The 21,442-nt window shown below is 50.4% G+C and carries 28 protein-coding genes; all 28 read left to right on the top strand.

Features of this window, described 5'->3' with window-relative positions:
* The first annotated feature begins 67 nt into the window (after positions 1–67).
* Entirely contained in the window at positions 68–1,120 is a 1,053-nt protein-coding gene (locus tag ACGCCZ_RS13520; RefSeq protein WP_411655246.1) for an ATP-binding protein, read from the top strand.
* A gap of 140 nt (positions 1,121–1,260) precedes the next feature.
* Complete coding sequence (locus ACGCCZ_RS13515) at positions 1,261–1,866, top strand: Lar family restriction alleviation protein (RefSeq protein WP_411655247.1); 606 nt, start codon at positions 1,261–1,263, stop codon at positions 1,864–1,866.
* Between the two features lie 9 nt (positions 1,867–1,875).
* Entirely contained in the window at positions 1,876–2,130 is a 255-nt protein-coding gene (locus ACGCCZ_RS13510; RefSeq protein WP_411655248.1) for an AbrB/MazE/SpoVT family DNA-binding domain-containing protein, read from the top strand.
* A complete protein-coding gene (locus tag ACGCCZ_RS13505; RefSeq protein ID WP_411655249.1) occupies positions 2,117–2,758 on the top strand; it encodes a hypothetical protein in 642 nt (213 codons plus the stop codon). The genes ACGCCZ_RS13510 and ACGCCZ_RS13505 overlap by 14 nt, the downstream gene beginning before the upstream one ends.
* Positions 2,759–2,775: 17 nt before the next feature.
* Positions 2,776–3,039 carry a hypothetical protein gene (locus ACGCCZ_RS13500; protein WP_411656309.1) on the top strand — a complete coding sequence of 88 codons (264 nt, stop codon included), beginning with the start codon at positions 2,776–2,778 and terminating at the stop codon, positions 3,037–3,039.
* On the top strand, positions 3,036–3,317 hold the full coding sequence (locus tag ACGCCZ_RS13495) for a hypothetical protein (RefSeq protein WP_411656308.1): 282 nt from the start codon (positions 3,036–3,038) through the stop codon (positions 3,315–3,317). Before ACGCCZ_RS13500 ends, ACGCCZ_RS13495 begins: the two co-directional genes overlap by 4 nt.
* The gene (locus tag ACGCCZ_RS13490) at positions 3,250–3,744 is read left to right on the top strand and encodes a phage protein GemA/Gp16 family protein (protein ID WP_411656307.1); all 495 of its coding nucleotides are present in this window, start codon (positions 3,250–3,252) and stop codon (positions 3,742–3,744) included. The genes ACGCCZ_RS13495 and ACGCCZ_RS13490 overlap by 68 nt, the downstream gene beginning before the upstream one ends.
* The gene (locus ACGCCZ_RS13485; RefSeq protein WP_411656306.1) at positions 3,722–4,042 is read left to right on the top strand and encodes a Mor transcription activator family protein; all 321 of its coding nucleotides are present in this window, start codon (positions 3,722–3,724) and stop codon (positions 4,040–4,042) included. The genes ACGCCZ_RS13490 and ACGCCZ_RS13485 overlap by 23 nt, the downstream gene beginning before the upstream one ends.
* A gap of 99 nt (positions 4,043–4,141) precedes the next feature.
* The gene (locus tag ACGCCZ_RS13480; RefSeq protein ID WP_411656305.1) at positions 4,142–4,471 is read left to right on the top strand and encodes a hypothetical protein; all 330 of its coding nucleotides are present in this window, start codon (positions 4,142–4,144) and stop codon (positions 4,469–4,471) included.
* Positions 4,471–4,806, top strand: a complete 336-nt coding sequence (locus ACGCCZ_RS13475) for a type VI secretion protein (protein WP_411656304.1) — start codon at positions 4,471–4,473, stop codon at positions 4,804–4,806. Before ACGCCZ_RS13480 ends, ACGCCZ_RS13475 begins: the two co-directional genes overlap by 1 nt.
* A gap of 3 nt (positions 4,807–4,809) precedes the next feature.
* Positions 4,810–5,361: a phage protein Gp27 family protein gene (locus ACGCCZ_RS13470; RefSeq protein ID WP_411656303.1), complete on the top strand. Its 552-nt coding sequence runs from the start codon at positions 4,810–4,812 to the stop codon at positions 5,359–5,361.
* Entirely contained in the window at positions 5,361–5,849 is a 489-nt protein-coding gene (locus ACGCCZ_RS13465; RefSeq protein WP_411656302.1) for a transcription termination/antitermination NusG family protein, read from the top strand. The genes ACGCCZ_RS13470 and ACGCCZ_RS13465 overlap by 1 nt, the downstream gene beginning before the upstream one ends.
* 304 nt (positions 5,850–6,153) lie before the next feature.
* Complete coding sequence (locus ACGCCZ_RS13460; protein ID WP_411656301.1) at positions 6,154–6,534, top strand: hypothetical protein; 381 nt, start codon at positions 6,154–6,156, stop codon at positions 6,532–6,534.
* Positions 6,518–7,828 carry a PBSX family phage terminase large subunit gene (locus ACGCCZ_RS13455; protein ID WP_411656300.1) on the top strand — a complete coding sequence of 437 codons (1,311 nt, stop codon included), beginning with the start codon at positions 6,518–6,520 and terminating at the stop codon, positions 7,826–7,828. The genes ACGCCZ_RS13460 and ACGCCZ_RS13455 overlap by 17 nt, the downstream gene beginning before the upstream one ends.
* Before the next feature lie 12 nt (positions 7,829–7,840).
* On the top strand, positions 7,841–9,238 hold the full coding sequence (locus tag ACGCCZ_RS13450) for a phage portal protein (RefSeq protein ID WP_411656299.1): 1,398 nt from the start codon (positions 7,841–7,843) through the stop codon (positions 9,236–9,238).
* Entirely contained in the window at positions 9,231–10,817 is a 1,587-nt protein-coding gene (locus tag ACGCCZ_RS13445) for a phage minor capsid protein (protein WP_411656298.1), read from the top strand. The genes ACGCCZ_RS13450 and ACGCCZ_RS13445 overlap by 8 nt, the downstream gene beginning before the upstream one ends.
* 321 nt (positions 10,818–11,138) lie before the next feature.
* Complete coding sequence (locus ACGCCZ_RS13440; RefSeq protein ID WP_411656297.1) at positions 11,139–11,693, top strand: phage scaffolding protein; 555 nt, start codon at positions 11,139–11,141, stop codon at positions 11,691–11,693.
* A gap of 2 nt (positions 11,694–11,695) precedes the next feature.
* Positions 11,696–12,883: a phage major capsid protein gene (locus ACGCCZ_RS13435; protein WP_411656296.1), complete on the top strand. Its 1,188-nt coding sequence runs from the start codon at positions 11,696–11,698 to the stop codon at positions 12,881–12,883.
* A gap of 10 nt (positions 12,884–12,893) precedes the next feature.
* Positions 12,894–13,232, top strand: coding sequence for a hypothetical protein (locus tag ACGCCZ_RS13430; protein ID WP_411656295.1), 339 nt, complete (start codon positions 12,894–12,896; stop codon positions 13,230–13,232).
* A 1-nt stretch (position 13,233) separates the two neighbouring features.
* On the top strand, positions 13,234–13,575 hold the full coding sequence (locus ACGCCZ_RS13425; RefSeq protein ID WP_411656294.1) for a DUF6751 family protein: 342 nt from the start codon (positions 13,234–13,236) through the stop codon (positions 13,573–13,575).
* Positions 13,572–13,934 (top strand): minor capsid protein, encoded by a 363-nt coding sequence (locus ACGCCZ_RS13420; protein WP_411656293.1) that lies wholly within the window; start codon positions 13,572–13,574, stop codon positions 13,932–13,934. Before ACGCCZ_RS13425 ends, ACGCCZ_RS13420 begins: the two co-directional genes overlap by 4 nt.
* Positions 13,931–14,365 carry a chloramphenicol resistance protein gene (locus tag ACGCCZ_RS13415; RefSeq protein ID WP_411656292.1) on the top strand — a complete coding sequence of 145 codons (435 nt, stop codon included), beginning with the start codon at positions 13,931–13,933 and terminating at the stop codon, positions 14,363–14,365. The genes ACGCCZ_RS13420 and ACGCCZ_RS13415 overlap by 4 nt, the downstream gene beginning before the upstream one ends.
* Entirely contained in the window at positions 14,362–14,865 is a 504-nt protein-coding gene (locus ACGCCZ_RS13410) for a phage tail tube protein (protein WP_411656291.1), read from the top strand. The genes ACGCCZ_RS13415 and ACGCCZ_RS13410 overlap by 4 nt, the downstream gene beginning before the upstream one ends.
* Positions 14,866–14,877: 12 nt before the next feature.
* Positions 14,878–15,261 carry a DUF6673 family protein gene (locus ACGCCZ_RS13405; RefSeq protein ID WP_411656290.1) on the top strand — a complete coding sequence of 128 codons (384 nt, stop codon included), beginning with the start codon at positions 14,878–14,880 and terminating at the stop codon, positions 15,259–15,261.
* The gene (locus ACGCCZ_RS13400; protein WP_411656289.1) at positions 15,258–15,869 is read left to right on the top strand and encodes a Gp15 family bacteriophage protein; all 612 of its coding nucleotides are present in this window, start codon (positions 15,258–15,260) and stop codon (positions 15,867–15,869) included. The genes ACGCCZ_RS13405 and ACGCCZ_RS13400 overlap by 4 nt, the downstream gene beginning before the upstream one ends.
* A 170-nt stretch (positions 15,870–16,039) precedes the next feature.
* Entirely contained in the window at positions 16,040–19,723 is a 3,684-nt protein-coding gene (locus tag ACGCCZ_RS13395) for a phage tail tape measure protein (protein WP_411656288.1), read from the top strand.
* Entirely contained in the window at positions 19,720–20,097 is a 378-nt protein-coding gene (locus tag ACGCCZ_RS13390; RefSeq protein ID WP_411656281.1) for a hypothetical protein, read from the top strand. Before ACGCCZ_RS13395 ends, ACGCCZ_RS13390 begins: the two co-directional genes overlap by 4 nt.
* On the top strand, positions 20,094–21,442 hold a 1,349-nt coding region (locus ACGCCZ_RS13385), incomplete at its 3' end, for a hypothetical protein (RefSeq protein ID WP_411656287.1). The genes ACGCCZ_RS13390 and ACGCCZ_RS13385, both read left to right, overlap by 4 nt.

Genomic DNA, 21,442 nt, shown 5'->3' with positions numbered 1-21,442 from the left:
AGCCGCCCATAAGGGTGACGGTCACAAGCCCGCAAATGCAGAGTGGGGATAATAAGGAGGTGATGATATGCGATATCCCAAAAAACTTGAGCAACACGCTGATGCTATCTTATCATCCCGCCGCCGGGAGGCGATCAGAGAACAAGAAGAGGTCCAAAATTGGCTACGCACAACGCATCCGGCTATTCTGGGCTGTCAAAATAAGCTTTCTCGCTTGCTTGCGCGGTTGGGGATAGCCAAAATACGGAGATCATCATGCGACAAAGAGATTGAGGCACAAATTGACGCTACGCGCAAAGAACTGCACGATCTGATGACCGATGCACAGATGTCTGAGGATGATCTATTGCCAAAATACACGTGTCCTGAGTGCCAGGATCGTGGATACATAGACGGCAGACCATGCCCCTGTAGGCAGACGATCCTCAACCGGCTGGTGTATGAGCAGCTATGCGACGTCTCCCCAGCGCAGAGCTGCTCTTTTGACAATTTTGATCTGCACTATTATGTGGACCACCGTCAAGACATGGCCAAAACCCTTAAAAGCTGCGAGAGATACGCGAAGGATTTTAGCAAAAACAGCAAAAATCTACTGTTTTATGGGGATCCGGGTCTTGGCAAGACCCACTTGTCATTGGCAATCGCCGGAGAGGTAGCACGCTCCGGCCATCTTGTAATGTATGCGTCCGCGCCTCATTTGATGGCGCAGTTAGAGGACGCAAAATTTAGGCAATCTGAGGCTGGGATGGAGTACCGGGAAATTATCTATGGCTGTGATCTATTGGTGATCGACGATCTCGGAGCAGAGTTGGTCACACGATACACACAATCAGAGGTGTATGACCTGATTAACACCCGCCTCAATATTGGTATCCCGACCATCATCAATACCAATCTGACAATGAACGGGATTTATAAGCTGTATACCAACCGTGTGGCCTCGCGGATTGCCGGGACATACACGGAGGTACAGTTCCAGGGCCGGGATATCCGGCTCCAAAAAAGAGTAGAGGAGATGGAGGCGCATGAGCAAAAAGCACAGACATCGCACATATGGAGAGCAGCAACGTCATATCCTTGCGGTAAAAATCCGCAAGATGACGGACGAGCAGTTATGTGAGTTTGTCAACCAGACTGTCCCGTCATTTGGTGTAAGCCAATACTTGGATAGACTAGAGGAGCTGTCTGGTACCGGAAACGGCATCGGATCCGGGATGGTGGACAAGCTACGCAACATTGCACTAAAGGAGGGATATATATATGCAGATTGACAATTTGCCAGATTGCCCCTGTTGTGGAGGAGAGGCCGAGTATATAGAGACGATGTACGGAGCGGGGATGCTATTGTCGGCATCCATACGATGCCGTGATTGTGATCTCCACATTGAGCACAGAGGTGTAGCGGGTAAAATTGCAGATACCCGCGCTAAGGTTATCGCGGCATGGTCGTGCCGTGTGCCAAAAAACAAGCTTTGCCTGATTGTATCGCAATACTACTACAGCAGGTACTGCTTTTTGGCGGTTTACAATCCGGACACATTCCGCGCGCAAGCGATGGCCTGCGTTGCCGCTTTGGAGGATTATAAGCGGCCGCAGGGTGATCCCAGGTCAATTAATTACGGAGACCTCAGTGATGAGTGGTACCGTAAAGGCGCAAGGAGATACAACGTCAACGACTCCGGAGACATCTATTTTGTCATGGGAGATAGCGTAGATGAGCTTTTGCCTGAGATACGGGACTATTATCAATCTGCCGAGCGAGAGAGACATCTTGACCGGCGTAAAGGTACGGCCAAAAAAATAGCCCTGCACCATCAAGCAAGTGTTGTATATGGGATTGTAAAATCAATTTTTAATCTGATTTAGGAGGATAACATGGCACACAAAAAATTGACGTCAAAATGTGGTGTGACAATACCCAAAGATATCCGCGCTCAGGTCGGTTGGACACCGGGTATGGCGGTGGACATTGAGGAGGCCGGAGATCACAGTGTTATCATCCGTCCACATGTACCAGTTTGCCGGTTTTGCGGTACGGTAGAGCATGTGATCGAGGTGTCCGGTATTAGCTTATGCCGGGATTGTGCGGAGGCGCTGAGAGAGGAGCTGGACAAATATGGACTCGCGTAAAATAGACCGTCTTGTCCAGATCAAGGATGAGATTGCAGCATTAAAGTCCGAGCAGGATCGCTTAGAAAACGAGTTTCTCCTGCAGGCCAAACAAGACCTGCAGGATACAAAATATAAGACCACCGCTTATGTAAGCGGCAGTGGAAATAAGGTAGTAGCGACTACCGCAAGGTCTGTCAAGATTACATATCCCTCCCGCTTGCGCCTTATTTTTGGCAGCACCTATCCGGATGCGGTAACGGAGCAGACAACATACAAGTTATCTGCTCCAGCCGGTCGGATGCTGGCCGGATTATGGTCCGGTGAGTATGTCGAGCAGACGCTGGCAGCTGCTATACAGTCTTTGCCTGTTGAAGATAAAGCAAAAAAACTCTTGACAAAAAAGCTCCACGGGATCAATTATGACGGAGATGTCCGTAACCTCCAGGTGATTGGCGGCATGGATGAGCAGCAGGCCCAAGAGTGGGCATATCTATTACAGGAGGCTGCTGTATGGGATGATTTTAGGCAGCTGCTGATGGGCGCACCATCTGGCTGCAACGACCCGGAACACATCCTCGATCTGATACACGGAGCAATGGTGGTCGAGGAGACTACCAAAATCCAGGTTGTACCAATACAAAAATAATGGCAAGCGGGTGCATAATGGGATACTGTCCCCTTTGCGGTGACATCGTTTGGGAGGATGAGTGGGACCTTGTTGAGGACAAAATTGTCCATGATCACTGCAAAACAGAATATATTAAACGTAAATATCATTTATCCGATGCACAATTTTTTCGTATGCAACAATTACAACAACTAGAAGAAAATTTGTTGGGCTTAGAGACTAAAATAGATGACATAAAAAATGATGTTGACCGATTACGTGAGGAAATTAATAAGTTAAGAGGAGTTAATACATTGTGAGATCAACCTCTGTGTATATGGCAGTAACAACCGATCAATATGAGCTGCCGATTGCCATTGCAGATACAGGGCCAGAGCTTGCTGCATTGCTGGGAATCTCTCCAGACGCAGTGTGGCAGCGTGAGTATCAAACTCGTGTGGGCATCAACCGTAACCCCGGTAAATATCGGGGTTACAAAATCATCAGAGTAGATTTGGAGACCGATAAAGATGAGCAAAGACAAGACACGCAAGATATACGGTTTGGCCTCTGTCCTAGGCATAGATCGAGGAGATGAGCTGCACTCTCTGGTATTGGGGTTGACCGGTGAGGAGCATATCAGTAATCTGGATGAGTCTCAGTACCATACAGTGCTCAACGAGCTGTATACACGGCTCAAGCTCTCCGGCATAGAACCTCCTCCCTCACATATATCCTCCCCCAAAAAAGGATCCAGAGGGATGAGCAAAGATCAACAATGCATGGTGTGGTACCTGATGTACCAGCTTAAGGCCCTAGATCAGCACCCTCGCAGCGCATCTCTCGGAGAGCGGTTGCGGGGGATTATCAAACGGGAGTTGCACGTAGATGTCACATCAGAGCAACCGTTTTTATGGCTGGATTATCAGCAAGGCAGCCTGTTGATAGAGAGACTCAAAAAATATGTAAGCAGTGCCGCTCGTAAAAGGCGAGGTGATGTAGATGGATATGCTGGCCATGCTTAATCTCCTCGATTTAGAGGATCTTCCACCAAAGGAGCAGGAGCTTGCAGAGATCATCGGTATGGAGGCATACAGGCAGATGGTCTATTATTATGGAGGAGCATCTGTATATATCCCTAAAACAGAGACACTCATTGTTGCTAAACGGGATGAGATCATCCGCAGGGAGTATGACGGAGACAATATATTTGCCTTATCGCGCAAGTGGGGATTAAGCGAGCGACACGTCAGCCGAATTGTAGAGGATAAGATACATGAGTTAAAAAAAGGTCAGGTAGATGGTCAACAAAAATTATTTTAAAGAAATATATTTAGACTCTTGTCAATTTTATCAATTGTAGTTTTAAGGTACACTTGAGACATCTCAAGTGTACCTTATTTTTTGGGGAGGCAATGTGATATGGAGTTTGATGCAGGGACCTGGTGGTTGGTAGGGTTGGCTACGACGGCAGCTATTGGAGCAATCACCTATTTTTTACGCCGGACCATCAGCCAGGTGGACAGCCACGATAAAGCGATCAATCTCATCCAACGTACATACGTTACACAGGATGATTTTAAGGCATATAAGTCGCAATCTCGTGAGGATATCAAACAGCTCACCCAGGACGTCAGCGAGCTTAAAGACCGGTGCCTGACAAAAGAGGATTTTTATCGGGCGCAATCATACACAAATGAGCGCCTAGAACAAATATACAAGCTCTTACATGACCAGAGAGGAGGACAATAATGCCGATCGACAACCGGGCCGCTATGGAGCGGATGCGCGCCGCACGCGCACGCAAAAACTATGCTGTGGTACTCCGCACCATTAACATCCTGCGACACAAATACGAGTCTCTAGGAGAGGTGCGTGCCGCACTCAACACGATCAGCGAGCAGGAGTATCTGGACGCAGTCAACTACCTATCCGGATCTGGATACATCCATGTGCGTACAATCGTCGATCATGAGACTGCTGATATTGCAGATGTGGATTACCAAGCGCTGGAGGCCAGACTTACGCCCAAAGGTATCCAATTGTTAGGCGGTGCGATTACCGACCCCATGATCGACGAGGTGTAAGCTATGAGCCGCAGACGCAACCGCAGTAACGGGATCATTGATAAGGCTCCGCCGGATGTCAAAGAGACGGTGGACCAAATGCTGATGACCGGATGCACATACAGACAGATTGTCGATTATCTGGCTGATAATAACATTACCCTGTCCCAGCAATCAGTCTGCCGGTATGCCCGCAAATTTGCGGCCAGCGTGGAGATGCTCCGGGCAGCCCAGGATAATATGGCCGCCATTACATCTATCATGGATGAGTATCCAGATCTGGATATTACGGAGGCCATATCACGGCTGGCAAGCCAAAACATCTTACAGGCGATTGTAGATATGCCTGCGAAGGGATGGAGCTGTATCCCTCCGGATAAACTCCTCAAAGAGGCAACGGCACTGGTCCGCGCTGTACAGTACAAGCGCCGTGTGGATCACAGTATTGCAGACGACACGTCCAAAGCGCTTGACGCCAACAAGACGGCACTGTTTGACGTGTTGTCAAAGCGCGCCCCAGCTTTGTACCGCCAGGTTGTATCGGCCATAGAGGACGCAAAAAAGGAGGGTACATAATGTTGGACAGACCCAGGTGGTATGTACTCCAGGTCTTGACTGGCAATGAGGAGGACATTAGCCGGGAGCTTGCCAGACGCGGAGCAGAGGTATTAACACCGCGAGAGTACATCACCGTGCGCAAAAGCGGTAAATGGCACAGCCGGATACGTCTACTATTGCCAGGGTATATCCTCATCCGCGCATCATCTAGTATGGCGTTGTATTGTGCTGTGCATGGAGTCTCAGGGATTATCCGGGTATTGGGAGACCGGGGCGTACCAATCCCTCTCACAGCAGAGGAGGAGCAATATTGGACACACGGAGACTGGCAAGTATCTCGTATCCATCAAGAGGACGATGGCAGCTGGGACGTCTTGGATGGCCCTCTGATGCAATTACAGGATGATCAGATTATCCGTATTATCCCCCGGCAACGCCGTGCGCGTGTGCGCTTGACTGTTGGCGGGATCACAGTAACCAAGGATCTCGCAATCCAAATTGTATAAGGCATCTTAAAATCTGTAAAAAAGCTTAAACATCCGCTGGTTGATCCGTCCCAACGGAGTGGATAAGCCGTCATCTATGCCATTACCGCCGCGCGGATCGGAGCCGCCGCGGGCGGCGAAGCCTACCTTTTTGATCTGTTAATACACGGTAAATAAGACGGCACAGAAGAACAGCTTTTAAGATGCCTTTAACGCTTTTTAAGCGAGCATTTTATGAAAGGCCGATGAAACTTGTCTAGTGCACCATAAAACGCCTTACAAGGCCGTACAGGGCCAAGTTTACAGAAAGGAGGTGTGCGCCAAAATGGGACGCAGAAAAAATCAATCACTCAATATGCTGCAGGACGCTATGCGGGCGCAAGCGACCCGCATAGAGTTTGACCTCCTTGATGACCTCAAAACGCTCAAACGTCATTATGGGATGCTTAAGCCAAAGGATTTTACGAGGGAGTTGGACAGTCTTATCGTCAAATATAGCGTAACAGAGTCTGCCGCCGTGCATAAGGGGCTTGTGGACCGCTGTATTGCGGGAGACACCAATGCGCTCAAACTGTATCTGGATTATTACTCTGCAGACAGCGATACCGGGGCAGGGATCGCCAACTTTTTGGCGGCGACCAAACCCAGCGATGAGGATCTGCAAAAACTCTTTGAGGAGGTAAATGGTAATGCCCAAAAAGCATAAATCCAGCGGGCAAGAGTTTGCTTTTTTGCCATTTTCTCCCCAGCAGCAACGATTGTTGCATTGGTGGAGGCCGGGATCCCCTTATGCGGGCTGCGACATGATGATCGCAGATGGGTCGATCCGATCTGGCAAAACCATTGCATGTATCTGCTCATTTTTGCAGTTCGCCCAGAGCAATTACTCTGGGCAAAATTTTATTGTTGCCGGTAAGACGATCGGCGCCCTCAAAAAAAACGTCATCAACCCAATGTTACAGATCCTGTGTGCCTGGCACTGGCCGTATGTGTATCATCGGGGAGGCCAGGATAACAGCATTGAGATTGGCGATAATATGTATTATCTCTATGAGGCCAACAATGAGACATCTCAGAACAAATTACAGGGCCTGACCGCAGCTGGGGCGTACCTCGACGAGGCGGCATTGATGCCGGAGAACTTTTTGTCACAAGCGATTGGACGCTGCAGTGTTGCAGGGGCAAAAATGTGGCTCAATTGCAACCCGGCCGGTCCTCATCATTATCTCAATGAGGAGTACATCAAAAAGGCGGACAGCAAAAATATCTGCCTGCTGCACTTTGGCCTGGATGATAACCTCACCCTCTCTCAGCAGACCAAAGACAAGTACCGGCGTATGTACAACGGGGTCTACTACAAGCGCAATATTTTGGGGCTATGGGTTGCTGCAGACGGCCTGATTTATCCGGACTTTGCCGATCATCCGGAGGAGTATATCTTAGATGACTATGCCCCAGGCAATATCATGTATGCGACTATTGGAGTGGACTTTGGTGGTACGACATCTGCTCACAGTTTTACTCTCACGGGGTACTCGCGGGGATATAAGGATGTTGTCGTCCTGGATGAGTATTACCACAACAACCGCAAAAATGAACGCCTCTCTCCATCTGATGTGGACAAGGCATTTGTAGATTTTGTCCGCAGGGCAAAATCCCGGTATCGGGTCACAGAGGCATATTGCGACAGTGCAGAGCAGACGCTCATCCAAGGTTTGACGGCCGCCGCGATGCGTGCCCATCTTGGCGTCGGGATACTCAATGCCAAAAAGGGTCCTATCAACGATCGGATCGCATTTTATACGTCCCTCATGGCACAGAGACGGTTTAAGATTTTGAGCCGTTGCAAACATACGATCAGCGCATTAGAGGAGGCCGTCTACGACGACAAACAACAAACCAAAGATATCCGGCTCGACGATGGCCGGATGAACATTGATAGTTTGGACAGTATGGAGTACTCCACTGAGGCCATGCAGGATCAGATACTCTATTTGTAGGGGGGATGCGTATTGGGGGCAATTACACAGTATCTGTCCAGACAGGGATACAGTACGGTTGATGACAGCTATTACAGACAGATCAATAAATGGGCCAAATGGTATCATGGCAAGGTATCAAGTGTCCATACATACAAACAGTATAACGGGCTTAAGCGGATCACCCGGACCCGCAAAAGCCTTGGCATGGCCAAAAAGGTCTGTGAGGATTGGGCATCTCTGCAGCTCAATGATAAGGTGGAGATCGTCATATCAGACGATGCTGTCAACCAGGCAGTGCATGAGACATTGGACGCTAATAATTTTTGGGTGCGAGGCAACCAACTTGTTGAGCTGGCATATGCCCTTGGGACTGGCGCACTGGTAGAGTACAAGGACGGAGATAAAGTCCGGATTGATTACATCCGCGCCGGTATGATCAACCCCATTGCTTGGGACAATGGACGGATTACAGAGTGTGCGTTTGCGACCGAGTGCACACGCAATCAAGATAGACTTGTATATCTCAATATCCACCGTATGGACGGCGGAAAATACATTGTAGACAACAAGATGTTTAAGCGATGCGGTAATACATTGATAGATGCGGACTTACCAAACGACGTAGAGGAGACTGTCCATACCGGATCGGACGTCCCGCTGTATCAGATCATTACGCCTAATATCGTCAACAATATCGATCTGGATTGTCCCATGGGGATCTCTGTGTATGCCAATGCACTGGATGAGCTGGAGGGGCTCGATCTGGTATATGACAGCTATGTCAACGAGTTCCGGCTCGGCAAAAAGCGTATTATGGTCCCGATTACAATGGCCAGAATCATCCAGCAGGAGGATGGGACGACCAATCCAGTGTTTGACGACTCCGACACGGAGTTTTTTGCGTTTGAGGCATCCAGCAATGATGATGGACAAAAAATCACTGAGATCAACATGCAGCTCCGACACGAGGCGCATGAGGCTGCTCTCAAAACCAGCCTAAACCTGGTCTCGACCAAATGCGGCCTCGGTAACGACCGGTACAAATTTGAGACGGACAATGTCAAAACAGCCACGGAGGTCGTCTCCGAAAAATCCGACCTCTATCAAAATCTCAAAAAACACGAGCGGGTGCTGCGCTCGGCTATTATTGGTATGTGCCGGGCTATTGCATCGTTGCTTGGATTGTCTACTGATTGGGAGATTACGGTCAATTTTGACGACAGTATCATCGAGGACAGGCCCGCAGAACAGCTGCGCGATATGCAACAGGTGCGTGATGGCCTCATGGCGGTATGGGAATACCGCGTTAAATATTTTGGCGAGACCGAGGAGGACGCCAAAGCAATGGCGGCCGAATTGTCCAGTACAAGCGAGGAGGATGTCGATCCATTTGGATTTAACCGGGCGGGCGGTGTAACCGATGCTTAAGCCAAAATATTTGGAGCAGCTACCCGACGCAATGATCGATCTGTACAGCGAGGTGGAGATGGAGCTGCTGGCGGATATGGCAAGGCGTATCTCTAAGTGTGACTATTGGTCCCCAGCTACAGAATGGCAGCGCCAAAAGCTTAGCGAGATGGGCAACTACCACAGTTATGTCTTGGAGTCTCTATCCTCCCTCACTGGTAAAAGTACTGCAGAGCTCAAGCAGATGATGATGGACGCCGGAGTCGAGGCAACCGATTTTGACCGGTCCGCCTATAAGGATCAAGGGCTGGACCCTCCCCCGCTTACAGCGTCCAAGACCATGCAAAAGACTTTGACGGCCGGACTCAAGAGGACTCAGGGGCTTTTTAAAAATTTGACCAAAACGACTGCATCAACAGCTACCAGACAATTTGAGCACGCTCTGGATAAGGCATATCTTTTGGTGTCAACCGGGGCGGTGGATTACAATACAGCGATACGTCGCGCGGTCAAAGACCTTGCCAGACAGGGGATTGGAGCAATCACCTATCCGTCAGGTCACGTGGATAACATTGAGGTTGCCGTCCGGCGCGCCGTGTTGACCGGGGTTAACCAGACGGCGCTGCAGCTGCAAATGGACCTGGCGGACGAGATGGAGTGCGATCTTGTCGAGACCACTGCACATGGTGGCGCGCGGCCAGCCCATGCAGCATGGCAGGGCAAGGTATTTAGCCGATCTGGTAAAAGCAAAAAATATCCGGATTTTGTGCGGTCCACAGGATATGGATCCAGTGCTGGTCTCGGTGGCTGGAACTGCAGGCACAGCTTTTATCCCTATTTTGAGGGCAGTCCACGCAGCTATAGCAACTCAGAGCTTAAGGACTATGAGGCAAAAAAGTATCGCTACAACGGCAAAAAAATAACCGAGTATGAGGCATCGCAGCAGCAACGCTATATCGAGCGTCAAATCCGGCGCTGGAAGCGCGAAAATGTGATGATGTCGGAGGCGGGATTGGATGCGGAGGAGAGTGCTGCAAAAATCCGGCAATGGCAGGCGGTGCAAAGGGACTTTGTGCGCCAGACCGGTCTCAAACGGCAACCTGCACGAGAGCAAATCGGGACTACATCCTCCAAAAGCCTGACAAACCAGACCAAAAATGTTACACTGGATGATAAAGATGTCTATGCACTGCAGGAGTACAAGACGGCCAGGAGTTATCAGATCAATGACGTCCTCCGATCGGGAGGGCGGTTAAGCTCGGATGATGCCGAGATTGTGCGAGATATTGATCAGGCGCTGGACAAGCTCCCAGAGTATCGGGGGCCAGTCTACCGGTCAATGGACAGCAGCATGATCTCGGACATAGATGCATTTTGGGCGCGTTACCAGCCGCTCAACTATGTAGTGGAGGATGCATATACCTCTACCAGCACAGAGGTATATGATGAGGGTATGGATATACAGATGATCATCCAATCTAAGCATGGATGTGATATGCGTCCATATAATGACCTGGAGCAAGAGATATTATTTAAGAGAGGCAGCATATTTTTGGTCACTAAAAGGGAGGGCAATACACTATGGCTAACGGAAATCTAACGTACCAGGAGTTTTGTAGGTTGACCGCCGCCGAGCAATCGGACCGATATAAGGACTTGTCAGACGGGGATAAATTTAGAGCTCGGATGTCTATGGCGTCAACGACCCCCAGCACAATCCCATGCAACAACTGCAATCATAGGATGCCCAGCAGATCTACATGCGCAGCTTATCCGTCCGGAATCCCACCGGATCATATAAGAGCACTTATACGTGATCCGACGATTACCTGCGGAGGATCGTATCACTTTGACCCAAAATAATAAATTAGCATCATACCGTTTGGTATGGTGCTTTTTTAAACAAATTTAGGAGGTTTTTATGGACTTTTTACGCGACCTTTTTGGCGAAGGATCTTTGACCTATGACCAGCTGGCCGCCGCTGTAAAGAGCAAAGGGTTTGAGGTAGTCAATGCCACTGGAGGGGCATATGTCCCTAAGACAGACATGGACAATCTCACCACACAACTCAACACGGTAAAGGGGCAGCTCTCCGATGCAAACAAAAAATTGGAGGGATACGACCCAGACTGGAAATCCAAAGCCGACGCCGCAGAGCGCAAACTCCAAGATCAGGAGTTTGACTTTGCTCTGGACAAAGCTCTTGCTGAAGCCAAGGCAAAAGACCCGATTGCGATCAAAGCACACCTAGACCGAGCAAAGCTCTCTTGTGTACAGGGCAAGATCATCGGGCTGGATGAGCAGCTTGCACCGTTGCGCAAAGGAGAGATCACATCGGCATACTTTGAGCCGGAGATCAAAACCAAGACCGGACTGAGCCATCAATATGGCAAAGAGGTCGGAAGTATGGGAGACAGCAAAAAAGATGAGGCTAATGCTGCGCTGCGCGCGCTTTTTGGCCATGAGGAGGATTAATTATGCCTATTGTTGACAGACAGGCTGCAGAGGCCCTTATCCAGGAGCAGCTTATTAACACAATCCAGCAGGACGCGCCTAAAAAATCGGTCTTTATGTCGTTGGCTCGCAAGCTTGCCAATATGACGAGCAAGCAGACCCGTGTTCCGGTGCTCGATATGCTGCCGACGGCCTATTGGGTCAACGGGGACACTGGATACAAGCAGACCAGTGACCAGGGATGGGATAACGTCTATCTCACCGCAGAGGAGCTGGCAGTTATCGTCCCCATCCCGGAGTCGGTGATTGCAGATGCATCCTTTGATATCCTTGGCGAGATCCAGCCCAGGGTTGTTGAGGCTATCGGCCAACGTGTAGATCAGGCGACGATCTTTGGCGTGGGACGCCCGGCTGCATGGCCGGCCGACATTATTACTCGTGCACGTCAGGCGGGCAACAATGTAGCGCCTGGGAGCACCCCCAACTATTATGATCTCATTATGGGCGATGGTGGTGTCATCGCCAAAGTGGAACAGTCCGGGCATATGGTAACTGGGGCGATCTCCTCCATGGAGATGCGCGCTAAGCTGCGCGGACTCAAGGGTACAGATGGACATCCTATTTTTAACACTAACATGCAAGGGGCGACATCGTACGCGCTTGACGGATCCCCAATGTATTTTCCGGATAATGGATCGTTTGACTCGTCTGTGGCACAACTGATCGTTGGAGACTGGAGCCAGGCGGTCTATGCAATCCGACAAGATATTACGGTCAAGATTTTGGACCAGGGCGTGATCCGAGATCCGTCGACCAAAGAGATCAAGTATAACCTCGCCCAGCAGGATATGATTGCCCTCCGTGTGGTTTTCCGGCTGGGGTGGGCACTGCCTAACCCTGTTACATGCATGGACACGGGGCGCACGATGTGCCCATTTGCGTATTTGGAGCCTACTACTGCTGTTACTACGCAGACAGTCACCTATACGGTCAAGGATAACCAGGATGAGCCAGTGCCGATTGATGGCGTCACGGTCGATATCAGCGGGGCACGGCTCAAGACTGGCGCGGACGGCACCGCAAAATTTAATCTTAGGGCTGGGACGTATGAGGTTAAGGTATCCAAGCGCGGATACAAAACGGTAATAGAGACCATCACAGTTGCGGAATCAGCCTTATCCCAAAATGTTACCCTGATCGCCAACACGTAAGAGGTATATTATGCAGCTACCAGATTACGACTATTACATCACGGAGTATCGCGGGGACAAACTGGACGAGGCATCATTTGGACGCCTCATCTGCCGGGCCGGATCGTATATCGATCAGGTGACATTTGGCCGGTCTCGCCGGTTATGCCGATTTGAGCTCAGTGATGCAGCCTGCGCTGTAGCAGAGTGTATGTACAAGCAGGAGCAGGGCGGCGAGGTGTCCAGCGCGACCAATGACGGATACTCCGAGACCTACGTAACAAGCAATCGATCTCCAGATCAACAGCTCTACAATGCCGCTCTATGGTATCTCGGTAGTACGGGCCTGATGTATCAAGGGGGTGGATAAGATGTTGATGTGTAACGAGGTTGTGACACTAGTACGCCATATCAAGCTGGAGGATACAGATCAATATGATTGTGTGGCTATCAACGGAGCAAGTTGGTACTCCAAAACGGCAATATCCAGTACGTCGACCGGCGTCACAAGCGCAAATGTCCTTACAAGCAGGATCCCTGACGGATTACTCCAGGATGGCAAGCAGCCTCAAAAGGGGGACTATCTGGTACGGGGACTTGTTACAGGGATATCATCTCCTGCTGACCTCAAAGGTATGGAGTACTTTCGGATTACGGCCGTCGGCGATAACCGCCGGGGCCGCAATCCACATTGGTTGGTAAGTGGAGCATGAGGGTTAAGGTACAAGCACATATCGAGACAGCGGCAATCTTAGAGGGCCGTGGGCTGGGTAAGTCGTCCCGTGCTCGCAAACATCTGGCGGTCACTGTTGCCAGGTTATCCGACAAATATGTGCCTATGCAGACAGGCACGCTAAAAAACACCCGCCAGATCGATGAAGATGGACGCGCGATCTTGTACGACCAACCTTACGCGACCTATCAATACAAGGGACAAGGCAAAAACGGCAAAAGTCTGGAGTATCATGGATCACCCATGAGAGGCCCCTACTGGGATAAGCGTATGATGGCAGATCGTGGGGACGAGGTCATTGACGATCTCGCCAAATTTGTTGGAGGCAAACGTGGATGACGATTATCGAATCTATGAGGACATGGCTTAAGACATGCCCGATATTGGAGGGAGAGCGTCTCAATATCGACTTTTTGCCGGTTGAGGCGCAATCCTATTCGGTCGAGGTTGTCCCCGGTAGGGGGACAATCAAGCAATATATGGATGGATCGGCGCTTAAACAATTTTTGTTTGTGCTGGCCTCCCGTGAGTTTGCGGAGAGTGATATTGCACAAAACGCCGACAACCTACAATTTTATGAGGATTTTGCGCAATGGGTAGAGCGTCAAAATCGCAGGCCCAAGCATCTCCCCCACCTTGGAGATGGTCGAGACGCGCAAAAGATCACGGTCACAACACCTGGATATCTATACCTTAGAGATGATCATGGGACTGCTCGGTATCAGATCCAGATGGAGTTGATCTACTTACAGAGAGGAGAGAGAGTATGACTTTAGGGGAGCTTATGGCTGGGTACACCCCTAGCCCAGACTTTGAGGGATGGGTTACCAATGATGACTTTGTCCTCGCTGTAGACATCAGCGAGGGCAAAGACTCTGAGCCTGGAGAGTATGTTGTTGTCCAGATGGGCGTTGCGGGGCTAGATGCGCAGCTCAACCCCGTTACCCAAGACAAGACATACATCCGTGCTGGTCAGTCTACCACCAAGACCGGTATGCAGCGTAGTTTCGCAGTATCCGGTGACCGTTACATAGGCGATGAGTTTCAGGATTACGCGTTGTCCCATGCAATTAAGTATGGGACAGGTAATGCCGTGGCCGTGCCGTATGTATACTTTTGCCTGTTAAACGGCAAGGGCGAGCAGGGTACGGCATCGATTATCGTCAACTCGGATGCATCTGGCAATGCCGGTGAGTCTGCGGCAATTGACATCGAGTTGCGCAAGCTGGGTGCGCAACCGGAAGAGTATACCTACAGTGCTGGCGTATAAGGGGGATATCATATGAGCGACAAATATGTTATCAACGGAGTAGAGATTACATATGACACCTTTGATATTGATAACATGGATCGATGGGATACAGAGATCAAACATGTATCAGATGATACCAAAATGTCCATACCGGGAGAGACTCCTCTCCAAAGATTGCGTCGGATCTGCAATACAATCCTGGACTTTTTTGATGCTGTATGTGGAGACGGGACGGCGCACCAAATATTTGGAGACCATGTCAATGTCAAGGACATCTATACGTCATACAACGACTTTGTGAGCCAAGTAACACGCACATCCAAACAATTTGCATCGGAGATGGCTGCGATGCATGGGACAAATAGTGCTGGTAACCGTGCCCAGAGACGGGCCATAGAGTTTGGCAAAAAATGATTAAGCCGTTTGATTTACCTCCCACATCTGTAGAGATCGATGGAGAGATCTATCCCATCAATACGGATTTTCGGGTAGGAGTCACCTTTGAGTTAGCTCTACTCAATGGAGATACAGATGTATTGCAGTTGCTGCAGATCTGGTATCCGCATATCCCTCATAACGTCAATGCTGCAGTTGATGCATCTCTTCAATTTTATCGTTTGGGACGGCCTGCATTGACGGAGGAGAGCGGTCACGATCCCATTATCCGCAGACAAGAGCGCGCATACGATTTTGATCAGGATGCAGACATCCTGCTCTCGTCGTTTTGGCAGGCGTATGGGATTGATCTCACATCCATATATCTCCATTGGTGGACATTCCGGCGGCTGATGTTTGGCCTGCCAGAGGATAGCGGATTTATGCGCCGCGTCCATTATCGGACAGCAGACCTTAAAGGACTACCCAAAAATCAGAAAAAATACTATGAGCGGATGCGCAAGCTGTATGCTCTTAAGCGCGGCAGTGCAGAGGATCGTATCTCTCTGGAGGAGCGCAACCGCCGGATGCGCAGCTATGTCTCCCGGAGGTTTGAGGAGGTGCAGCATCAGCTTGGACAAGGTTAGATGCCCATACTGTGGATATGTAATGCCCTTGCAGGTAAGCAGAGATGCATCCTGCAAGGGTGTATTTGTGCGCTGCAAAGGACGCAACTGCAAACGAATATTTGAGATCAAAATTAGTGATAAGACCAAGTAGAGCCTGAGCTGCCGATGGTCTCCCAGGAGGTGGGATCATGGCAGCAGATGGCTCTGTAATCATCCAGATCGACGGCGACAGCAGCGGATTTGAGGGCGAGCTAAAAGATGTCAACGGCCAGATCAGCAGTTTTGGGAGTGCTACCACCGCAGCGCTTAAAGGGTCCGCTGTTGCAATTGCTGGAGTCAGCACGGCACTTGTCGGTGCTACAGGTTATGCCGTAGATTTTGCCAACGATGCACAGAAAGCCATTAATAGCTTTGAGGCTGCGACGGGTATCGCAGAGGCGTCTGCAAATGGATTTGCAGACGCTATGATGCAGATATACAACAACAACTTTGGCGATAGCCTGGAGGATATATCTGCAGCGATGGCCACCGTAGCGCAGATATCCGGAGAGATTGACCCGGACAACATTGGAGGTCTTACCCAAAATGCCCTGATGCTCCAGGACGCGTTTGGATTTGACATCCAAGAACAGATACGTGCTGTGAGCATGATGATGGATCAATTTGGCGTATCTGGCACAGAGGCATTTAGTTTGATTGCTCAAGGCGCACAAGGCGGACTGGACAAAAATGGGGATCTCCTCGATAGCATCAATGAGTACTCCGTGCATTTTGCGCAGCTCGGCCTGGATGCTGAGGACATGTTTAACAGCTTTGCCAATGGTGCCGCGGCTGGTACATTTTCCGTTGACAAGCTTGGAGATGCAGTCAAAGAGTTTGGCATACGGGTAAAAGACGGGAGCGACACTACGATGGAGGCATTTGCCTCCATCGGCCTTGACGCCAACGAGACGGCAGCGGCATTTGCCGCTGGAGGCGAGCGTGCATCACAAGCATTTGCGGATGTTACCGACGCCCTATTTGCGATGGATGACCCTCTGGCACAAAATACCGCAGGTGTCGCCTTGTTTGGCACAATGTGGGAGGATTTAGGTGCTGACGGCGTCAAAGCCTTAGCTGATCTCAACGGCGGGATCAGTACTACAACCGATGCGCTTGGAGCAATCAATGCGGTCAAATATGACGACTTTGACTCTGCGATTGCAGGACTCGGACGGGTACTGCAGACCAATTTTGTTTTGCCGATCGGTGATCAAGCTCTGCCCATATTCTCCGATTTTGTCAACGAGGTATCCGCAGGGGCTGCCTCTGCCAACGGTGATGTCTCTGAGATGGCGGAGGCATTTGGAGAGGCGCTCTCCGGATTGAGCGATGGAGTTGCAACAATCCTACCGCAAATAGCGGATGTTGCGAGCGAGATCGTTATGGGATTGGTTGACGGACTCGCTGCATGTTTGCCTCAGATCAGTACAGCTGCTGTGGGCATGATCACCACGCTGTTGCAGGGATTGATTGAGGCGTTACCATTACTCTTAGAGGGCGCCATTGAGATCATCATGGCTCTGGCCAATGGGATCAGTCAGGCCCTCCCTCAACTGGTGCCTAAAATTATCGAGGTTGTTGTTGCCATTGTCCAGACATTGATCGACAATATACCTCTACTGGTTGATGCGGCCATCCAGTTAATCCAAGGACTTGTGCAGGGACTGCTGGATGGATTACCCATCTTAATTGCTGCTATCCCCAATATTGTGACCAACCTGGTCGATGTATTGCTTGCATCGATTCCTCGGCTAATCGATGCGGGGATACAGCTGCTTACGGCATTGGTAGACGCACTCCCAGATATTATTGCGGCCATTGTGGAGGCAATCCCAGAGATCATAGACGGGATTCTCACAGCATTGCTTGATAATATCGATCTCATCGTGCAGGCCGGGATCGACCTGTTGACCGCTCTGGTCGAGGATCTCCCGATGATTATCCAGACGATCGTCGACGCATTGCCGGACTTAATTGACGGGATTATCACGGCGCTGATGGATAATCTGCCAGCGATTATTGATGCGGGCGTTACGCTATTTTTGGCTTTGATAGATGCACTCCCACAGATCATTACAACGCTTGCAGAGTCTATGCCCAGGATCATTGAGGGGATCGTTACTGCATTAACGTCTAATATTGACAAGATCATCGAGGCAGGTATTACCCTATTTGTGGCACTCGTCCAGGATTTGCCAGCCATTATTGCGGGGATTATCAAGGCAGTCCCACAGATCGTCCAGGCGCTTGTAGATGCGTTTTTGGGTCTGATGTCCAAGATCCAGGATGTCGGACAAAATATCGTCGAGGGCATCTGGCAGGGCATCACAGGAGCAGGCGAGTGGATCAAGGGCAAGGTCACTGAGTTTGCCAACAGCATCCTCGGCGGCATCAAGGGAGCCTTGGACATCCACTCCCCGTCTCGCGTGATGCGTGACCAGGTTGGTAAGATGATTTCTATGGGCATCGCCCTCGGTATCAAGGACAAGACCAAGGATGTTACAGGAGCGATTACCTCCGTATCCAATGCAGCGATTAAGGCAGCTAAAGCGAGTGCCGACTCTTACACGGAGATTGGGGAGTCTTACATAGATAATTTGACCTATGCCATCGACACAGGTGTAGATGCGTCTGTGGCTGCGATGGAGCAATGGGTCGAGGCAAATGTGGAGGCATATAACCATAAGGTTGACTCAACGACAGAGTCCATGGTTGCCGCCAAAGAGCGTCAAATGGACAAGGTCGGTAAAACCCAAAAAGAGGCCATCCAAAGGGAGATCGACGCTATCGAGGAGAGCGCCGACGCTCAAAAAAAAGCATATGAGGATGCAGGCAAAGAGGTCACTGACGCATATAAGGATGCCTTGACGGACGGCTACGATGAGGCATTGCAGATCACCAAGGACCGGATTACAGAGATCACCGATGAGTTCCAAGGCGCGAACGATGATATCCTTGCGCAGCAAGAGGACATGCAATCCAAACTGGCTGGCTTTGGAGACCTATTTGTGATTGATGATGAGACTGGTGACCTATCCCTTGTCAATTTGGACGCGCATATTGAGGCCCTGCGTGCATACGACAAGGCTCTGTCACAGCTCCAGATGCGCAAGTTGCCGGATGGATTTATTGATCAGGTAACGGCTCTCGGAGTCGAGGAGGCCACCAAATTTGCGCAGGCGCTGGTTAATTTGCCTGCGGAAGAATTTGGCAGCTACATGGCTGCTTGGCAAAAGCAGCAGGATTTGGCCAAAGGGATTGCCGATCAATTTTATAAGAGTCAGCTCGATACGCTCAACAAAAGCTTTACGGCCAAGCTAGATGCGGCTTTGGCCTCGGTCCCATCAACGCTGAGCAGTATTGGACAAAACAGCATCCAAGGGATGATTGATGGCATGTACTCCAAGTCTGGAGCCCTGTCTACCGCTGCCGCCGATATTGTGCGTCAAGCCATCAATGCCATGAGAGATGAGGCGGACATCCACTCCCCATCCGGCAAAACACGGGATCTGGTTGGCGAGCCTCTCGCACAGGGCGTAGGTGTTGGGTTTGACCGGGCATTGCCAGATGTCCTCGCTCAAATGCGCGGCGCGGTAACCAGCGAGGTCGGGAGTTTGTCCGCTGTGGCCACTGACCGAACAAATGCACATGCAGCCCAATACGCTCCAGCGGCCACGCAATCCACCTACTATCATGAGTACATAGAGACGACGCCTACGATCAATCTTAAGGGCGATATGGCGGCTCTTGCCCGGCACATGTATCCGTACATCGAGGTCGAGCGCAAACGACGAGGCGATAAGATGGTCAAGGGAGGCACAACAACATGATCGAGATCAACGGCCAAAAGTATCCCGGTGCAGAGATAACCGACCTTAAGCGCGGAGAGATACGTGAGTATAAGTATGATCTGATTGCGGAGAGCGGCCGGAAACGCAGTGAGCTGCGTGCCCGGTATCGCACGTATACAGTCACTTTGGGCAGCCTTGACCAGGCCGCTTATGACTCGCTGCGCGAGGCATTGGCTACATCGGACGAGTATGTGTCCATTACTTTGCCGGACGGTCAAGATGATGTTACGCTGGACGCCCGTGTAGAGATCGGTAACGACTCTCTAATGTTTTTAGAGCTGGATGGCACACGGCGCTGGGATGGCCTTACGCTCAATATCACCGGAGTAGAGCCTTTGGAGGATGGCCAATGAGTACCAGATGCGAGATCTCTTTTAGGCTGATGGATGTTACAGCGGTTGACGACGCCACCCTATCCGCCACAAATTACAAGCCTTGGTCCGATCTCTATCAGATCCATGATGAGACCCAGACGCTGGATCCATGGGCAACGTTAGAGGGGGATGGTATCCCGCTTGATGGGAGCCGGTTACTTTTTCCGGATGATCCTGTCCAAGAGTTTATGGGAGTTTGGTCAAACACACTCTCTGGATCAGATGGAGTGTTTGCAGTCCCTCCCACATTGACAATCACATTTACGGAGCCTCACACCTCTGTAGGACTTACCTTGGTATTTAGCGAGTCAACCGGAGACTGGATCCATGATATGCATATCGTTTGGTATGGACAGAGCGGCAATGTGATACACGAGGAGGATTTTGCTCCGGTTTCCGCCAACGCCTCTTATGGTCCGCTGGTGGAGGGATATTATAAGATTGTCATCACATTTTTGGCAACCAACAAGCCATACCATTATCTCAAATTATCCGGGCTACGGTACGGCGTGCTTAAGGTATTTGGAGGCAACGATCTTATCAGCGCCAATGTGATAGAGGAGGTTGATTTACTCTCCGACGAGTTGCGCATCAACATGCTCTATTATCAGTTTTACTCGCCGTCCGGAGAGTTTGACATACTTGATCCCAGCGGTGCATATCGTGCTTTCCAGTTGAGGCAGGATATGGCTGTTACAGAGTGGATTGATGGTGATCCCATGGACATGGGGACCTATTATCTGCAAGAGGCTGCAACTGACGGCAATGTCACAGATGTCACCTGTACCGATCTATTAGGCGTGATTGATGGCACAGAGTACATGGGAGGTTTGTGGCTGGACGGCATTACGGTCGGGGACTTGGTGTCCGATATTATGGCATCTGCCGGAGTCTCGGATCTGTATGAGCTAGATGCGGATATCGCCAGGATCACCCTCAAAGGGTATCTCCCCATCTGTACGCATCGGGCGGCGCTGCAGCAAGTAGCGTTTGCTGCAGGTGCTTTGGTGTCATGTGCGCGCAGTAATATGATCCGTATTTTTAAGCCATCGACTGATGTGTCGGATACGATCAGCCCGGACGACAAAGTGGTGGGACATAGCCTCACGCAACGGGAGCTGGTGACTGGGGTAGAGGTATATGTACATCATTACAGCCTCTCTGATGAGAGCAGCGAGCTGTTTGTAGAGGAGTGCCAAGTGGGTGATCGTCTGGTCAAGTTTTCATCCCCTGCTGCTGAGCTCTCTTGTACAGGAGCAATCATCGCTGATAAGAGCGTCAATTGGGCACGTCTTACGGTCTCTGAGGCTGGCACAGTTACGCT

The sequence above is a fragment of the Anaeromassilibacillus sp. SJQ-1 genome (genome assembly GCF_046693725.1).
Classification (GTDB): domain Bacteria; phylum Bacillota; class Clostridia; order Oscillospirales; family Acutalibacteraceae; genus Anaeromassilibacillus.
This window is presented reverse-complemented; position numbering and strand designations above follow the sequence as displayed.